At 64.4% G+C, this 16,931-nt stretch carries 16 protein-coding genes; 5 read left to right on the top strand and 11 right to left on the bottom strand.

The window, feature by feature from the left end:
* Positions 1-175 precede the first annotated feature (175 nt).
* The 4 genes from ppk2 (at position 176) to C2134_RS08835 (ending at position 5,982) form a co-directional block, all read left to right on the top strand.
* Entirely contained in the window at positions 176-1,162 is a 987-nt protein-coding gene (gene ppk2, locus C2134_RS08850; protein WP_233196397.1) for a polyphosphate kinase 2, read from the top strand.
* Between the two features lie 156 nt (positions 1,163-1,318).
* Positions 1,319-1,867 (top strand): putative pterin-binding protein, encoded by a 549-nt coding sequence (locus C2134_RS08845; protein ID WP_158248730.1) that lies wholly within the window; start codon positions 1,319-1,321, stop codon positions 1,865-1,867.
* The gene (locus C2134_RS08840; protein ID WP_158248729.1) at positions 1,864-3,630 is read left to right on the top strand and encodes a hybrid sensor histidine kinase/response regulator; all 1,767 of its coding nucleotides are present in this window, start codon (positions 1,864-1,866) and stop codon (positions 3,628-3,630) included. The genes C2134_RS08845 and C2134_RS08840 overlap by 4 nt, the downstream gene beginning before the upstream one ends.
* A 270-nt stretch (positions 3,631-3,900) precedes the next feature.
* Positions 3,901-5,982: a methyl-accepting chemotaxis protein gene (locus tag C2134_RS08835; protein ID WP_103319306.1), complete on the top strand. Its 2,082-nt coding sequence runs from the start codon at positions 3,901-3,903 to the stop codon at positions 5,980-5,982.
* A gap of 42 nt (positions 5,983-6,024) precedes the next feature.
* Here C2134_RS08835 and C2134_RS08830 read toward each other — a convergent pair whose 3' ends face one another.
* On the bottom strand, positions 6,025-6,633 hold the full coding sequence (locus tag C2134_RS08830; protein WP_103319304.1) for a LysE/ArgO family amino acid transporter: 609 nt from the start codon (positions 6,631-6,633) through the stop codon (positions 6,025-6,027).
* 129 nt (positions 6,634-6,762) lie between these two features.
* Here C2134_RS08830 and C2134_RS08825 point away from each other — a divergent pair, with 129 nt between their 5' ends.
* Entirely contained in the window at positions 6,763-7,206 is a 444-nt protein-coding gene (locus C2134_RS08825) for an Lrp/AsnC family transcriptional regulator (RefSeq protein WP_103319302.1), read from the top strand.
* A gap of 6 nt (positions 7,207-7,212) precedes the next feature.
* On the opposite strand, the gene C2134_RS08820 is transcribed toward C2134_RS08825, so the two are convergent.
* From C2134_RS08820 to C2134_RS08775, 10 genes are all read right to left on the bottom strand, one after another.
* Positions 7,213-8,427, bottom strand: a complete 1,215-nt coding sequence (locus C2134_RS08820) for a phospholipase D-like domain-containing protein (protein ID WP_103319300.1) — start codon at positions 8,425-8,427, stop codon at positions 7,213-7,215.
* A 116-nt stretch (positions 8,428-8,543) separates the two neighbouring features.
* On the bottom strand, positions 8,544-9,578 hold the full coding sequence (locus C2134_RS08815; protein ID WP_103319298.1) for a hypothetical protein: 1,035 nt from the start codon (positions 9,576-9,578) through the stop codon (positions 8,544-8,546).
* A 4-nt stretch (positions 9,579-9,582) separates the two neighbouring features.
* Positions 9,583-10,491 carry a flagellar hook-associated protein FlgL gene (flgL, locus tag C2134_RS08810; protein ID WP_103319297.1) on the bottom strand — a complete coding sequence of 303 codons (909 nt, stop codon included), beginning with the start codon at positions 10,489-10,491 and terminating at the stop codon, positions 9,583-9,585.
* Between the two features lie 8 nt (positions 10,492-10,499).
* Positions 10,500-11,867 (bottom strand): flagellar hook-associated protein FlgK, encoded by a 1,368-nt coding sequence (gene flgK, locus C2134_RS08805; protein ID WP_103319295.1) that lies wholly within the window; start codon positions 11,865-11,867, stop codon positions 10,500-10,502.
* A gap of 12 nt (positions 11,868-11,879) precedes the next feature.
* A complete protein-coding gene (locus tag C2134_RS08800) occupies positions 11,880-12,302 on the bottom strand; it encodes a rod-binding protein (protein WP_103319293.1) in 423 nt (140 codons plus the stop codon).
* A gap of 142 nt (positions 12,303-12,444) precedes the next feature.
* Positions 12,445-13,551, bottom strand: a complete 1,107-nt coding sequence (locus C2134_RS08795; RefSeq protein ID WP_103319292.1) for a flagellar basal body P-ring protein FlgI — start codon at positions 13,549-13,551, stop codon at positions 12,445-12,447.
* 8 nt (positions 13,552-13,559) lie between these two features.
* Positions 13,560-14,213 carry a flagellar basal body L-ring protein FlgH gene (gene flgH / locus C2134_RS08790; RefSeq protein WP_103319290.1) on the bottom strand — a complete coding sequence of 218 codons (654 nt, stop codon included), beginning with the start codon at positions 14,211-14,213 and terminating at the stop codon, positions 13,560-13,562.
* Positions 14,210-14,998 carry a flagellar basal-body rod protein FlgG gene (gene flgG, locus C2134_RS08785; RefSeq protein WP_103319288.1) on the bottom strand — a complete coding sequence of 263 codons (789 nt, stop codon included), beginning with the start codon at positions 14,996-14,998 and terminating at the stop codon, positions 14,210-14,212. The genes flgH and flgG overlap by 4 nt, the downstream gene beginning before the upstream one ends.
* Positions 14,999-15,010: 12 nt before the next feature.
* Entirely contained in the window at positions 15,011-15,742 is a 732-nt protein-coding gene (locus C2134_RS08780; RefSeq protein ID WP_103319286.1) for a flagellar basal body rod protein FlgF, read from the bottom strand.
* 4 nt (positions 15,743-15,746) lie between these two features.
* Entirely contained in the window at positions 15,747-16,928 is a 1,182-nt protein-coding gene (locus tag C2134_RS08775; protein WP_103319285.1) for a flagellar hook protein FlgE, read from the bottom strand.
* Positions 16,929-16,931: the final 3 nt, after the last annotated feature.

Below are 16,931 nucleotides of genomic sequence, written 5' to 3'. Positions count from 1 at the left end.
ACTATAAACAGCCGCATCGCCCCCTGCTCCGGCTTGCGACGAAATGCAGCCATGCGGCGCGAGCGGCGCTCAGCCGTCGCCAGCCGCATGACGTGCGCTTGACCTGCGGCATCGACACCTACGGCCGAGCGGGGTAGGATCAAAACCATGCTTACTCTATGGTAAAGGCCAGCCTATGACCCCAGACCAAGACAAGACCCCACAGACGCCGGACATGGAACCGCCGGAAACCGCCGCCCCTCAACGACGCCAGACCGCCCGCCAGCGCAATGTCAAACGCGTGCATGACGCGTCGGTGCAGACCATTCAGGAGATCAGCCAACAGCCGGTGGCGCAACAAGTGGCGCTGGCCCCGGCCGGCAGCAGCGAGGACAGCACCACGGCCGAGCTGCCGCCCGGCTATCCCTACCATACGCGGATGCGCCGGCCGGAATACGAGCGGGTGAAGCAGGAGCTGCAGATCGAGCTGCTGAAAGTACAAAGCTGGGTCAAGGAGAGCGGACAGAAAATCGTCATCCTGTTCGAGGGGCGCGACGCCGCGGGCAAGGGCGGCACCATCAAGCGTTATATGGAGCACCTGAATCCGCGCGGCGCCCGCGTGGTGGCGCTGGAAAAACCCAGCGAGCAGGAGCGCAGCCAATGGTACTTCCAGCGCTACATCGCCCACCTGCCCAGCGCAGGCGAAATCGTGTTCTTCGACCGTTCCTGGTACAACCGCGCCGGCGTGGAGCGCGTGATGGGCTTCTGCTCGCCGGTGGAATATCTGGAGTTCATGCGCCAGGCGCCGCAGCTGGAGCGCATGCTGGTCAATAGCGGCATCCGCTTGTTCAAGTACTGGTTCTCGGTCAGCCGCGAGGAGCAGCTGCGCCGTTTCATCTCGCGCCGCGACGATCCGCTGAAGCACTGGAAATTGTCGCCGATAGACATCCAGTCGCTGGATAAATGGGACGACTACACCGCCGCCAAGCAGGCGATGTTCTTCCATACCCACACCGGCGACGCGCCCTGGACGGTGGTGAAGTCGGACGACAAAAAACGCGCCCGCCTCAACTGCATCCGCCATTTCCTGTCGCGACTGGACTATCCGGGCAAGGACGCGCGCGTCGCCCACGCGCCGGATCCGCTGATCGTCGGCGATCCGGGGGAAATGATAGGCGCGTGATCGGCGCAGAGCCTGACCTTTCTAATGGGCCGGGCAAGATACTGGACATATGCGCATTGCCGTAGGAATCGTCAATGGCATAAAATAACCAAAACAAGCGTCAGGACTTAACCTAGTCCCGGCGCTTTCTTTCGTCCATTCCTCATGCCCTCACCCATGAATCATGACCCTGCTTGTCGCCGCGCCCGCAGCGCGCCTTCCCGCTTCCGCCCGGCAGCCGCTCTGCTATCGGCGGTCCTGGCTGGCGCGCCGGGTCCTGGCGGCTTGGCGGCGGACGGTTCCTCTCCCGCGCTGACCATCAGCGGCGATATCGGCCACTTCACCGATCCCGGCAGCAAAACCTACACCATCAGCTTGCCAAGCCTGGCCAGCATGCCGCAGCGCAATATCACGACTGCCACCGACTGGACGCCCAAGGGCACGTTCAGCGGACCGCTGCTGCGCGACCTGCTGGCCAAGGCAGGTGCCCGCGGCACGCAAGTCAAGTTCTACGGCGCGGACGATTACAGCATCACCGTGCCGATTGCCGATTTCAGCCGCTACGACGTGATCCTGGCATGGCGCTGGAACGGCAAACCGCTGCAGCTGGAAAACTACGGCCCGTTCTGGGTGATGTACCCGATTCCGACGATGTCGTCAGACGAAACCGGCGGCACGTTCACCTCCAAGCTGATCTGGCAGGTCACCCGCATGGAGGTGAGATGAGCCTCGCCAAACGCTTCTCGCTGAGCGAGATATTAGGCTATGGCCGAGTCTTCATGGCGATATCGCTGTGCGCCACCTTGCTGATTTCCGCCGCGCTGTATTCATCAGTCATCAAGCGGCCGATTCCAGACAAGGCCAGCGATTTGTACTGGATGGTGGCGCAGCTGCAGCTATCGCTGAATCGTGTGGAAATGGACGCCTGGCGCTACCAGGCAGGACAGATTCCTCGCCAGGAGGTAGACAGCAGCTACGCCATCGCCATCAGCAAATACCGCATGTACTCGCAGCCGTCCGCCGCCAATGCCATATTGGCGGCGGTGCCGGGCTTCCCGGAATTGCGGACCGCGTTGGCCGGCGTGTTCGAGCGCCCGCCGCGGCAATGGAGCCGGCAAGACGCTCAGCAACTGTCCCAGGACTTGGCGCAGCTGCGTCCGCAGCTGGCGGACTTCGCCGTCCAGGCCAGACAGCGGGAAAACAGCGAGATGGTGCAGCAGATGAAACTGATGGAAAACCATCAGACCATGTATCTGCTGGGCTTGACCTGCTGGCTGGGCTTCCTCTGCCTGTTCTGGGTGGTGATGCACCGCTTCGGCAAGATCAAGCGCCAAGCCTCGCAGCAGCAGCAGATCCTGGAGCGCGAGCAGGCGGCGCGCGCGGCGCTGGTGCAAAGCGAGCTGGCGCGCGACACCTTCCTCGCCACCATCAGCCATGAAATCCGCTCGCCCCTGCAAAGCATCCAGACGTGCGTCGAACTGCTGGAATACAGCGTGCAGCGCGACACGCCGGGCTATGGCTACCTCGCCCGGCTGAAACACAGCACCGAGCACTTGCTGGAGCAGGTGCGGGACATCATGGACATCTCGGCGCTGAAAAACCATCAGCTTACGCTGGAACCGGCCGCCACCGACATCGCTGCGCTGATCGAAACCGTAGAGCTGGCGCATAGAAGCAATGCCGAAGCCAAGGGCTTGAGCCTGCGCATAGACTGTCCGGTCCTCCCGGCATTGTGGCTGGATGGCCACCGGCTGCGGCAGATCGTCTGGAATCTGTTATCGAATGCCATTCGGTACACCGACAACGGCCACATAGAGCTGACCTTGCGCTACCATGAGCGGCAGCTGGAAATTTGGGTAAGAGACACCGGCGTCGGCATTCCGGATGAAATCAAAGCCCAATTGTTTCGGCCTTTCGCCCGCGGCAAGAACCGCCGCCCCGGCAGCAGCGGCCTGGGCCTGGCCATCGTCCACGAGTTGGTCATGCTGTTCGGCGGCAGCATCAAGGTTTCCAGCCAAGTGGGCGCCGGCAGTTGCTTCCGGCTGCTGCTGCCCGCCTTGGAGGCGGCAAGCATGACCGAGCTTGAAGACGCGGAGCCGCAGCCAGGACGCATCCTGCTGCTGGACGATGACGAGCATATTCGCGAGTCTTATCATGCCCTGCTGGAAGCCAAGGGCTACTTGGTGGACACCGTGGCCACGGTGCCGGCGGCCATTGAAAGAGTGCTGTCGCAACGCTACCACCTGCTGCTGCTTGATCTGCAGGTCGGCAACGCCAGCGGCTACGAAGTGGCTGAGGCGGCGAGGCAAACGCTGACCAATCTGAAAACCCCGGTCATCGGGATGACCGCGTTCAAACAGGAATTCTACGATCCGCGCCAGACGCTGTTGACCGGCAAGCTGGAAAAGCCATTCAACTTCGGCCAGCTGCAGAAACTGCTGACGCTCCACCTGCCCGCAAGCCGGCAGGGGGCCGCCAGGACGGCCTGAATCTTCACCCACCATCCCATCCCCCGGCGCTGAGCCGGCGGCGCGCATCGATCGCTTGCCGTTACCATCCATCAGCCCGCCCCCGCACTCCCAAACCCGGCCAGGGATTGGGCCGATTTTGGTCTATTTTAAGATTTCCAAAAGACTCCCCTGCTTCCATCAAGGGGATTGCCGACAAAATCCAGATGACGTTATATTCAAACCAAATAAGAAGAACTACTTATAGCCCATCGCAATCCCGGACAACACGTGGTTTAGCAGGTAATGGTCATGAATCAGACGCAACAAAAATGGGGCCGCCTGGGCATCCGCATCATCCTGGTCGCGGCAGCAGCCATCACGGTCGCGTTTGCCGTGATGATCGCACTGATCGCCAAGCTCAACTACAACGAGGCCATCGACAACGGCTACCAGCTGGCAACGGAACAAGCCGCCAGCTACGCCAAGGATGCCGAAAGCGATTTCGACCGCGGCTTTCAACTGCCCAAACACCTGGCCGGCGCCATCGAGGGCATACGCCGCACCGGCAAGCCGGACCGCAAGCAGACCGACGCGATGATCATGCAATTGCTGGACAACGCGCCGCAGTCCATCGGGCTATGGATGCTGTGGGAGCCTAACGCTTTCGACGGCAACGACAACGCTTTCCGTTTCGATTGGCCGCGCCATGACCCCTCCGGCCGCTATCAGCCCTATATCACCCGCAATGCGCAGGGCAAGGCGCAGATGGACGTGATGGTGGACAGCGACCGCGTCAAGCAGTTTCCCAAATACAAGGAACATCCTGAAACGTATCAGCCGGATTACGAAAAGCCCGGCTGGGGCGATTTCTACTACGTGCCCAAGCAGCGCGGACGCGACACCATCACTGAGCCGTACCCCTACGAGGTGCAAGGCAAAAAGGTGCTGGAGAGCTCCCTGGCCGTGGTCATGAAAGACGCCAGCGGCAAGATGACCGGCGTGTCGGCTACCGACGTGGCGCTGGACCAGCTGCAAAAGCGCTTTGGTCCCATCCACCCGCGCGAAACCGGCTTCATCCGCATCGTGTCCGAAGGCGGAATTTATGTCGTCAACCCCCAGGCCGAACTGCTGGGCAAGCCGGTGGCCAAGGAAGACCCACTGTTCGCCCACTTGCCGGACATTAAAAAAGGCAGCGACTTCGTCTACGAAGACGGGGGGCTCACTCACTTCTTCCATCCTATCCGGGTCGGCGAAACCGGCCAGTTCTGGTCAATCGGCATCAGCATTCCCACTGCGGCCATCACCGCCGACGCCCGGCGCTCGATGTTCGCGGCCATCGCCATTGGCGTGGCGGCGCTGGCGCTGATCCTGCTGTTGCTGACCGTAGTGATCCGCACGCTGACCAAGCCGCTGATCAAACTGGCGGAAACCATGGAGCAGCTGGCCGACGGCGGCGGCGACCTGACCTCGCGCATCGCCATCGCCAACCGCGACGAGATCGGCCGCACCGCCTATGCCTTCAACCGCTTCCTGGACAGCCTGCGCGACATGTTCATCCAGGTGCGGGAGCAAAGCCGCCAGGTTTCCGCCGCGGCCAGCCAGCTCAGCCATTCCGCCAGCCAGGTGCACGACGCGTCCACCCAGCAATCCGATGCCGCCTCCGCCAGCGCCGCCAGCGTGCAACAGGTCACCGTCGGCGCCCAGCACATCGCCGACACCGCGCAACAGGCCGGCAGCATCGCCCGCGAAACCGGCGAACTGACCGAACAGAGCGTGGCCAAGGTCAACCGCGTCACCGGCGAAATCCAGCGCATGACCGACACCATGCACGCGCTGGCCGACCGCATGAGCGGCTTGGGCAACCGCTCCAATGAGGTCACCACCATCGTCGGCGTGATCAAGGACATCGCCGACCAGACCAATCTGCTGGCCCTGAACGCGGCCATCGAAGCGGCGCGGGCCGGTGAAATGGGCCGCGGCTTCGCCGTAGTGGCCGACGAAGTGCGCAACCTGGCCGGCCGCACCGCAGAGGCCACGGTGCAGATCACCCGCATCGTCGAAGCGATCAGCAGCGAAACGCGCCAGGCGGTGGGGGACGTGCAGAACAGCAGCCAGCAGGTCGATCTCAGCGTCGGCATCGCTGAAGAAGCCAACCAGGCCATGCGCGAAGTGCAGGACTACAACCGCCAGCTGGTGGCCAGCATTGTCGACATCGCCACGGCCACCCGCCAGCAATCCAGCGCCAGCCAGGAAATCGCCCAGAATGTGGAGCGCATCAGCGGCATGGCGCAAAGCAATAACCAGACCGTGCGAGAAGTCAGCGATGCCGTCAGCCGCCTGCGCGAGCTGTCCAGCGAACTGGAGCAACTGGTGGGGCACTTCAAGTTGTAATCGGCGCCCGCTTCGTCGAAAGCCCGGCCAGGCCGGGCTTTTTCATTGCCCTCGCCCCGCCATGCGCAGCGCCAAACCGATGGCGAAGCCCAATAAGACAAGGCCGCAGCCCAAATCCAGCCCGCGCCGGCCGCGTGGCCCCAGCCTGAGCAAGAGCGCGCCGCCGCCATAGGACAGCAACAGCCACCACATGGCCGAACCGCAAAACACGCCCGCTACCATTTCCAGTTGCCGCGCGGCGTCAAGGCGTAAACCGCCGGACAGCGCGGCGGCGACTGCAGCGAAAGACAGTATCGTCATCGGATTGCCCAACGTCAGCAACAAGGTGCTGAGGTAGGCCTTGCCCAGATGCCGCTCCGCATCATCGCGCCTTTCTGCCGCGGGCCGGCGCAAGGTGGCAATGCCGAGCCAGGCCAACAGCAAGCAAGCCGCCCACCCCAGCGGCCGGGCCAAGGCGCCGGCAAGCTGCATGGCGAAACCGCCTCCCCATACCCCAGCCAGCGCGAACAAACCATCGGCGCTCGCCGCGCCCAGGCCGGTGGCCAGCCCCAGCCGCGGACCGCCGCGCAGGGTGCGGCTGATGCACAGCAAACCTATCGGTCCCACCGGCGCCGCAATGGCGATGCCTATCCAAGCCGCCTGCCAAAACATCGCCGCCTCCTTTCGTGTTTGCGATGCCAATAGTCTGCCTGCGCCGAGCGTGGCGGCCCATGAGGTTTTTTCGGCCATCAACCATGCTAACCTTCAAAAACACCATCAAAAGCGGGAAAGCGTTTACGAATGGAAGTCGATGCCAAATCCTGGGCGATATTGACCGCCCTGCAGGCCAACGCCCGGCAATCGCTGACCGAGCTGGCGCAGGCGGTGGGCCTGTCGGTGCCGGCGGTGTCGGAACGGGTCAAGCGGCTGGAGGAAGCCGGGGTGATAGGCGGCTACCACGCAAGAGTGGCGCCGCTGCGCGCCGGTTACGCGCTGTCCGCGCTGGTGGGCATCACCGTGCCGCAACCGGACAAGAAAACCCTGCTCGCGCGGCTGGAGGCCATGCCGGAGGTGATGGAATGCCACCACGTGACCGGCGTGGACTCCTACGTATTCAGGCTCTTGGCGCGCGATGTGTCCCATCTGGAAATGCTGGTGGCGCAGCTGAACGACCTGGGCGAAACGCGCACCTCCATCATCCTGTCCACGCCGCTGGCGGAACGGCCGGTGCGGCCGCCGCGCTGAGCGGCCTCAGCCCGCCTGGCGGCAGGCCTTGTCCGGCGCTTGATATGCGCGGCTGACATCCAGCGGCGCGGCGTACGGCGAGGACCAGGTTTGTTCGTGCAAGGCAGCGATGCGTTGCGCCATCGCCTCGTTGCGCAGCACCACTTCCAGATTGCGCGACTTGTCCATATAGCCTCCGCTCCAGTTGCTGGTGCCCACCCAGGCGATCTTGCCGTCTATCTCCATGGTTTTGCTGTGGATGACGCGGGCAAACGGGATGCAGGCGCCATCGCGCGGGATGGTGACGATGCGGACTTCCATGCCGGGCAGCGCCACCAGGCTCTTCAAGTAGTCCACGCCCGGCTTTTCCAGATTCCAGTCTGACACCATCAGCTTGACCTTGACGCCGCGCGCCAGCGCGCCGCGGATGGCGTTGTCGAACATCGGATAATAGCTGCGCGGCTTGCCATAGCTCAGCGGCGCGTAGTCCAAGAGCTGAATGCGCACTTCGCGCTGCGCCTCGGCCATCAGCCGCGGCAAGGCGGTTTCGGAGTCGCCCACGCCATCAGGATTGTAGGCATTCGGGCTGGCCAGCAGCGCCGCGGGCTGCGACAAGTCCGCAGACTGTTCGGCGTTTCGCAAGGGTTTGACTTGGCCGCCGGCGGCCAGCGCATGCTGCGCCGACCAGTCCTGTTCGAAGATGGCCTGCATGCGGCCGGCCATCGCCGCGTCATCGACTTTGAGCCCGGTTTCATGGATGTGCTGCAGCGAGCGCCAGTCGAAGTTCTGGCTGCCGACATAAGCGGACTGCCCGTCCACCACGATGAACTTGGCGTGGATGATGCCGTTGCCGGTCAGTTGGTTGTAGTCCAACTGGCGGTATTCCAGATTGGGAATGCGCTTCAGCCGCGCTATCGTTGCCGGCTCGCTGGCGAACATGCCCTTCTTTTCCATCAGAAAGCGGATCTTCACCCCGCGGCGGCCGGCGGCGTCCAGGTGATCGATCACCTGATCCAGCTTGCTGCCATCCTGCCCGGCCACGTAGAACTGCTCCAACACAATCTCGCGCTTGGCGGAGTCGAACAACTGGCTCCACACCGTGGCCGGGTCGCGCAGATCGGGCGTATCCAGATGCGCGTGCTGCGGAGCGGTATGCACCAGTTCGAAACCGGGTATGGAGAAATCGGCGCGGGCCAGCGAGGCTGCCATGGTCAGGGCCAGCGGCCACCAGCGTTTGGACATTGCGGCTTCCTTCGGAAAATTTCAGATCATGACATGACCATGTTAAGCGAGTATGTACTCGACATGAAAAAAGGCTGCCCGAAAGGCAGCCATCAAGACAGACCCGCTGTGGCCTGTTAACGAAGCGAAAGCAGCGCCAGCACCCGATAGCGGCTGATGCCGAGCAGCGCCGGCACCAGCTGCTGCAGATGGTTGAAGTCGGCGGTTTGGTTGAGCCGGGCGTTGAAGTCGCTGACGAAACCGCTGGCCCAGCTTTGCTCGTCCGTGCGCGATAGCTGGCTGATCGATTGCCGGGCCTCGGCGATGGCGCCGTCAATCGCCGAGTGGGTTTGCTGCAGCCTGGCGATGGCGCGCAGCACGTCCTGCAAGGCCAAGCGCACTTGGGCGTGATCGTTCGCCCGCCAGCGCGAGACATCAATCGCCGCGGCCTCGGCTTCCAGCGCCAGAGGCTGTGGCACGCCGCCAGGAAAGCGCACCCCGCCGCCGCGCACGGTCAGCGCGCCCTGCAGCTTGTCCCAGTCCCGCTCGCTGCAACTGAAGCCCAAGCGCCCATAGTCATCGAGTTCGCAACGCACGCCGGCCGGCCCCAAAGCCTGGTTCAAGCCGCGCAATGCCTCGTCGCGCCGGACGCCCTCGCCGACTCGCACCGCGGCGGGGGCGGCGCCACCGACCGAAAACACCAGCGTTTCCGGCGCGCCGGAGGTCAGGCTGTCCAAGTCCAGCCCACGCGCGACGAAACTCTGCCGCGCCGGCGCGCCCAGCGACAGGCGCAGCTGGCTGTCCAGGCTGCCGGCGCTGTCATCGCGGCGGCGCTGCCACGCCTGACCCAATGCGTCGCGCTGGGCATTCAAGCCATCTGTATCCAGACGGCGCTGCGTCAGTTGCTGGCTCAGGCTGTCCTTGAAACCTTGCAGCTGGCTCAGCATGTCTTCCACGTAGTCCAGCGCGCACTGCGCCGACGTCAGCTGTTCATTCAGCTGGGTGCTGTAACGCCAGCCAGAAGCGCCGCCCGTCTGCGGACGGGCGCTGGCCAAGGCCGCGCGGGAAGCGACGCCGGCGCTGCGCGCGGCGGCGGCCGCGCGCAGCGCGCCGTCCTTGCTCCAGCGCTTGTCGCCTGGCGAATGGGAAATGGAACCGAGTGTGGCGGGCATGGCGTCAGATCACATTGAACAGCGTCAGCTGGCTGACCTTGCCGTAGGCTTTCTGACTGGCCTGCAGCGCCATCGACAACTGGCCCATATTCATATACGCGGTACCGTAGTCCAGACCGCCCAGCTCCAGCATGCTCTGCTGGTTGGCCAGGCTCAGGCTGTTGTGGTTGCCGTCCAGGGTCTGCAGCACGTTCTGCGCCCCGCCCAGCTCGGAAATGCTGCCGCTGACGCTGGACAAGGCGCTGTCCACGCTGTCCATGGTGGCGCGCACGGCGGCGCCCACCGCCGGGTCCTTGCTGTCCAGCGTCGGGCTTTGCAGCGTGGCGATCACCTTGTCCAATTGGTTGAGCAGCGCCGGCATGGACTCCAGCGTGACGTTGGATGCCTGGGTGACGCCCTCGCCCACCGTGACCTGCTGGCGATCGGTGTTGCCGCTGAAGCTGTAGCGGCTGCCGGCTGCCTGGCTGGCGTCGAATTTGATGGTCGCGCTGTTGACGGCGCTGCCGGAGAACAGATAGCGGCCCTCGCTGTCCTTGGTGTTGGCGGCAAACAGGATGCTGTCGCGCAGGCTGATCAAGGGCGACGCCATCGCCTTCAAGTCTTCGGCCGGCGCGGGATTGGCCGCCGCCACCAGGATGTCGCGCGCGTCGCGCAGATTGGCGCTGATGCCGCCCAGCAGCGTTTCATTCTGGCTGAGCCGGGACTTCAGCGCGCCGATATTGTCTCGGTACTGCGACAGCGCGGCCTCTTCGCGCTGCAGCCGCAGCAGGCGCACGCTGGCGATCGGGTTTTCCGACGGCGCCAGCATGCTCTTGCCGCTGGACATCTTCTGCAGAAGCTCGGCCATGCCGGAACTGCTGTTCTGCATGGCCAGCAGCACGACGGACTGGTACTGGTTGCTGGAGATACGCATGCTTGTCCTTACAGGATGGCCAAGGTGCTTTCGAACAGCTGGTTCGCCACCGAAATCACCTTCATATTGGCCTGGTACATCTTCTGGAATTCGATCAGGCTCACCGCTTCTTCATCGCCGTTGACGCCGGACGTGCCCTGCCAGTTTTTTTCCGATTCGGCGCGGATCACATTGGCGGTGTCCAGGCCGGATTTGTTCTGCTGGCTGGCGATGGCCAGGTGGCCGATCATCTGCGAATACGCGTCGCCCAGCGTCACCTGGCCAATGCCGGACAAGGCGAAGCTCTGCTGCCGGATCGCCAGGATCTGCTGCAGATTGTCGTTGTTGCCGGGCTTGGCCGGATCGGCGGAAAAGCCCAGATCCGCCGCGCCGATGCCGGTGGTTTGCAGCAGGCCGTGGGCCGCGCCGGGGTCGAACTGAAACAGCGGCTTGCCGCTCTGGCCATTCATGTCGTAGCCCTTGGCCAGCTGGCCATTGACGCGGCTGGCCAGTTCGCCGGCCAGCGCGCGCACCTGTTCCTGCGCCGGCCGCAATACCTGGACCTCGAACTGGTTGAGCCCGCCCAGCTGCCCGCCCAGATCGCCGCCGGGCATGGCGTATTTCTCGGTGCCGAAGGCCAGTTTCAGCTGCTGGCTGCCATCCGGCTGCGCCTCGCTGGACAGGGTGGCGGCGCTGTCGCCGGACACCAGCGGCAGACCGTTGGTCAGCGAGATAGACTTGCCGCCGTCCGGCTGCGCCACCACCCGCACTTCCACCAAGGACGCCAGCGCGTCGATCTGGCGGTCGCGCTCGTCTTCCAGGCCGGAGGTATTGATGCCCTGCGCCCGCGCGGCGATCAGTTTCTGGTTCAGCGTGGCCAGATTGGCGGTGGCGCTGTTGATCTGGGTTAGCGTGGCGGAGCGTTGTTCGGCGATGGCCGCCTGCTGCGAGGTCAGCACGCCGTACAGATTGTTGAAGCGCTGCGCCAGCGAACCGGCTTCCCGCACCACCTGGTCGCGCATGGTATTGGAATCCAGGCTGGCGGCGTTGAGCGCGGCGAAGAACTTGTCGAAGCCGGCGGACAGGCTGCTGCCGTCGCTACCCATCACCTTTTCCAGCTGGCTGAAGTAAGGCTGGGCGGCAGACAGGGCGCCGACATGGGAGCCGGCCTGCCATTGCTGTAGATTCTTGTAGTCGTCGCTGAAGCGGCGCACGCTGGCCACCGACACGCCATAGCCGGCGCTATTGGGATCGCCAAGTCCCGGCGTTTGCGTGGCCAGTACCACGCCCTGGCGCGAGTAGCCGGGCGTCTGCTGGTTGGCGATGTTCTGGCTGGCCGTATTGAGCGCGACCTGGGCGGCCTGCGCGCCGGTCAGCGCGTTATCGATCATGCGCATCGTGGGTGGTCATCACTTGGAAAGTGGAAACATAGGCGCGGAGAAAGCCGCCAAACCCTGGCCGGCGTCGCGCCCCTGCTGCAGACGGGCGACGGCCTGGTCCGGGTTCTTAAGGGGAATATTCCCGTCGGCCGGCAGCAGCTGCGCCAGGATCAGGTTGGCGATGCCGAAAGCGCGCTTGCCGGCCAGCTGGTCCGCCAGCGCGCCGTCGGCGATGTCCTGCATGTCGCCGTTGACGGACTTGGCGAACACGCTGTCCTCCCCGGCCACTTCGCGCGTGGTCTTGCGCATCTGCTTGAACATCTCGCGCACGAACTGCGCCTCGAACATCTCCGCGGCTTTTTCGGCTTTCTTGCGGTATTCCGGGCTGGCCGGCGCGACAGGCTGCTCGGCTCCGCCTTGCGCGGACGGGTTTTGCAAGTCATTGTTCAGCATCGCAGACTCTCCATAGAACCTGTTCATAGTATTTGCTCGCCGCAGCGGCATGCCTGGTCCGCGAGCCATGGCGTCTTCGTCGCGCCCAGGCCCTTCAAGCCTACCCTCGCGAAGCGGATTCAAAACCTGTAAACACGAGCTTTTATATCACCACCAGCTCGCCATCTATCGCCCCGGCCTGATCCAGCGCCTGCAGGATGGCCATCACGTCGTCCGGCGTGGCGCCGGTGCGGTTGACGGTGTCGATGATGGCGCGCAGGCTGGCGCCGGCCGGCCACTTGAACATGCGTCCCTGGCCCTGCTCCACCTGCACGCTGGAATTCGGCACCACCTTGGTGTCGCCGTTGCTGAACGGCCCGGGCTGGCTGACCTGGGACGACTCGGAAATCACCACGCGCAAGCTGCCGTGCGACACCGCGGCCGGCCGCACGGTGACGCCCTCGCTGATCACCACGGTGCCGGTGCGCGAATTGAACACCACGCGCGGAATCTCCTGGCCCACGTCCACATTGAGTTTTTCCAGCCGCGCGACGAAGGCCACGCGCTCGGTCGGGTCCTGCGGCGCTCGCACTTCGATGGTGGTGGCGTTGCGGGTGCTGGCGATCTTGCCGTAGCTGCGGTTGATGGTTTTCACCACATTGGTGGCGGTTTCAAAGCTGGGGCGGCGCAGGCTGAGCCGCACCGAATCGCCCTGCTCGAAATCGCTGGGAATCTCGCGCTCTATGCTGGCGCCGTTGGGAATGCGCCCGGCGGTGGGCGTGTTGACGGTGACGCTGGAGCCGCTCTTGCCCTGCGCCGACAAGCCGCCTATCACCACGCTGCCCTGGGCCAGCGCGTACACTTCGCCGTTGGCCGCCTTCAGCTGCGTCAACAGCAGCGTGCCGCCGCGCAGGCTCTTGGCGTCGCCCAGCGACGACACGGTCACGTCTATGGTCTGGCCGCGGCTATACCCCGGCGGCAGGCTGGCGCTTACCATCACCGCCGCCACGTTCTTGACGCGGGTGTCGGTCTTTTCCGGCATTTTCAAGCCGAACTGCTTCAGCATATTGGCCACGGACTGGCCGGAGAACTTCACCTGCGAGTTGTCGCCGGTGCCGTCCAGGCCCACCACGATGCCGTAGCCTATCAATTGGTTGTCGCGGATGCCTTCCACATTGACCAGCTGGCGCAGCGGCTGGGCGGCGGCGGCAAGCGACAACGCCGCCAGGCTGGCCGCGACGATCAGGCGCTTCAAAAGTGTCAATCTCATCGATAGCCCTAGAACGGCATCAGCGGACTGGTGAAGAACTTCATCAGCCAGCCGGGATTATTGGCGTCGGCCAGCGCGCCGCTGCCGGAATAGCCGATGCGGGCGTTGGCGATGCGCAGCGAGGACACGCGGTTGTCGGTGTCGATGTCTTCCACCCGCACATAGCCGGCCAGCTGCAAAGACTCCTCGCCCTGGTTCAGCGTCAGCTGCTTCTCGCCCTTGACCTGCAGCAGGCCATTGGGCAAGACCTTGTGCACCACCACGGTCAGCGAGCCGGCCAGCGCGTTCTGCTGGGTGGAGGTGGACGAGCCGTTGAAATTGCGATTGGCGTCTATGCCCACCTGGGCGTTGAAGGTGGTGTTGCCGATCAGCGACGGGCCGATCTTGGCGCCGGATTGCTTGCCGAAAGTGGTGCCGGCCTGCTTGCTGGCCTGGGTGGTTTCTTCCAGCACCACGGTCAGGATGTCGCCGGGGCGGAAGGCGCGGTTATCCGAGATCAGCGACAGCGTGCCGCCTGCGGTGAACACGCCGCCGCCGCGCGGCGCCTCGGCGGACTGCCGCACCAGCTCGGGCAGCGGATCCGGCGGCGGTGGCGCCGGCTGGAACTGGGCGCAGCCGGCCAGCAGCAACGCGGCGAGCATGAACGGGCGTAACGATGTCATCGCACCGACTGGCCCAGTTGCTGCAGCATATTGTCGGCCGCGCTCAACACCTTGGTGTTCATTTCATAGGTGCGCTGCGCCGCGATCATGTCCACCATTTCCTCCACCACCTGCACATTGGAGCCTTCCAGGCTGCCCTGCTTCAGCTTGCCCAGCGCATCGGCGCCGGGGTTGCCGGTGGTGGCATTGCCGCTGGCGGCGGTTTCCTGGAACAGATTGTCGCCCAGCGCCAACAAGCCGGTAGGGTTGACGAAGTTGGCCAGCGTGATCTGGCCGACGTCGGTGGGCGTGGTCGCGCTGCCTTCGGTCACCGACACCACGCCGGTTTCGCTGATGGAAATCTTGGTGGCCGTCGCCGGAATCTTGATTTCCGGCTCCAGCGGCAGGCCCTGGGCGTTGACCACCAGGCCGTCCGCGTTCAGCTGCAGCTGGCCGGCGCGGGTGTAGCCGGTTTCGCCGTTGCTCATCTTCACCTGCAGAAAGCCCTGGCCGACGATGGCCACGTCCAGCGTCTGGTTGGTAGTGGTCAGGTTGCCTTCGGTGAACACCTTCTGGCTGCCCACCAGGCGCGTGCCGTTGCCCAGCTGCACGCCGGACGGAGACAGGTTGTTGTCGTCCACCTTGCTGCCGGGCTGGCGGTCCACCTGATAGAACATGTCCTCGAACACCATGCGGTCGCGCTTGAAGCCGGTGGTGTTGACGTTGGCCAGGTTGTTGGCGATGGCGGTCAGGCGCGCGTCCTGCGCCTGGATGCCGGTTTTGCTGATCCACAGTGCCGGATTCATCGAACTCTCCTATCAGCCGCGCAGCAGGCGATTGCCCGCCTCGTTCATGTCGCTGGCGGCGTTGAACAGCTTCATTTGCATTTCGAAATTGCGGTTGAGCGTCATGGTGGCCACCATTTCCTCCACCGCGGACACATTGCTGCGCTCCAGATGGCCGCTTTGCACCTTGACGCTGTCGTCGGCTGGAAACGGCGCATTCTGCCGCGGCACAATCAGGCCGTCGGCGCTCTTGGCCAGCTCGCGCGCATCGGGCTTGACCAGCTTCAGCTTATCCACCGGCTGCATCTCGGCATCGCCGGGATTCAGCACCGACACGGTGCCGTCGGCGGCGACGCTGACCTTCAGATAGCCTTCCGGCAGGCGGATCGCCCCACCGTCGCCCAGCACCGGATGGCCGTTGACGCTGAGCGTGCCGTCGGGGCCGGCCACCATGCTGCCGGCGCGGGTGTAGGCCTCGCTGCCGTCCGGCGCGGCGATGGCGATGAAGCCATCGCCCTGCAGCGCCACATCCAGATCGCGGCCAGTTTCCACCACCGTGCCGTTGCGGGTGTCCAGCGCGGTCGGCGCGTTCTGGCTCAGCAGCCGGGCGTCGTAGCCATAACCCGGCACCGCCTGGCTGACGGCGGTGTCGATGTCGGCGCGGAAGCCGCCGGTTTCGGCGTTGGCCAGATTGTTGGCATGAATTTGCTGCGATTTGAGCAAGCGGCCCGCGCCGCTCATCGCGGTGTAGATCAGCGCGTCCATCGCCTTACACCGCCTGCATCAGCGCCTGCATCACCTGGTTCTCGGTCGAGATCACCTTGGTGTTGGCCTGATAGTTGCGTTGCGCGGTCATCAGCGTCACCAGCTCCGAAGTGACGTCGACATTGGATTGCTCCAGCGAGCTGGTGGCCAGCTTGCCGGCCATGCTGCTGCCGGCGGTGGACAACAGGGCCGCGCCGGATTCGGTGGTTTCCTGCCAGCTGGTCTGCGACGAGGCGGCCAGCGCGTTCTCGTTGGCGAAATTGGCGATGGCCAGTTGCGCGACCACCTGCTTCTGGTCATTGCTGTAACTGACGATCACCTCGCCGTGTTCGCCCAGGCTGACGCCGGTGCGCGCGCCCGGCGGATAGCCGGTGGCGGCGTTGCGGCTGGTGCTGGCCTCGCCGGCAAACTGGGTGGTGCCGGTGTAATCGACGGCCAGCTTCAGCGGCGAAGCGCCGGCCGGCGCGCCCAGGTCCAGCGCCACCGCGGCGGCCGGCTGGGTCAGCTTGCCGTTGCTGTCGAACTGCAGATTGGTAGTGGCGCCCAAAGCCTGGCCGTCCAGCGCGTAGTGCACGGTGACGGTGCTGTCCGCGCTCTTGCAGAAGTACTGGGTCAGGTTGTGCTTGTTGCCCAGGGAGTCGTAGACGGTGGACACGCTGGAGTGGTTGAAGCTCTGGGTATTGCCCTTGTCGAACGGGATGGTCTGCGTAGTCCAGCCGGCCGACATATTGCCGGTGTACTGCAAGGCGTCGCTCGGCTTGGCCGGGATGTTGCCGGTGGGAATCTGGATGTCGCCCAAGGCGCCCAGCGCGCCGCTGTCCGCCTTGGCATAGCCCTGGATGCGGCCCTTGCTGGCGTCGATCAGGTAGCCGTCCTTGTCGGTATCGAAGATGCCGACGCGGCTGTAGCTGACCGTGCCGGCCGTGCTCTTGGAGACGAAGAAACCGCGGCCGTCGATGGCGGCGTCCAGCGTGCGGCCCGTATTCACCAGGCCGCCGTTGCGGCCGATGTTCTGGCTATTGCCGCGGCTGTTGACGCCCATGGCCTGGCTGCCGGCATAGGCGGAGGCGAAGGTCACGCGGCCGGACTTGAAGCCGTAGGTGGCGGAGTTGGCGATGTTGTCGCTGATGCTGCCGAGTTGATCGTTGACGGCGTGGATGCCGGACAGGGCGATTTCGAAACTCATGGA

It is taken from the genome of Chromobacterium sinusclupearum (genome assembly GCF_002902845.1).
Lineage (GTDB): Bacteria > Pseudomonadota > Gammaproteobacteria > Burkholderiales > Chromobacteriaceae > Chromobacterium > Chromobacterium sinusclupearum.
The sequence above is the reverse complement of the archived record's forward strand: the minus strand, read 5'-3'. Positions and strand labels throughout refer to the sequence as shown.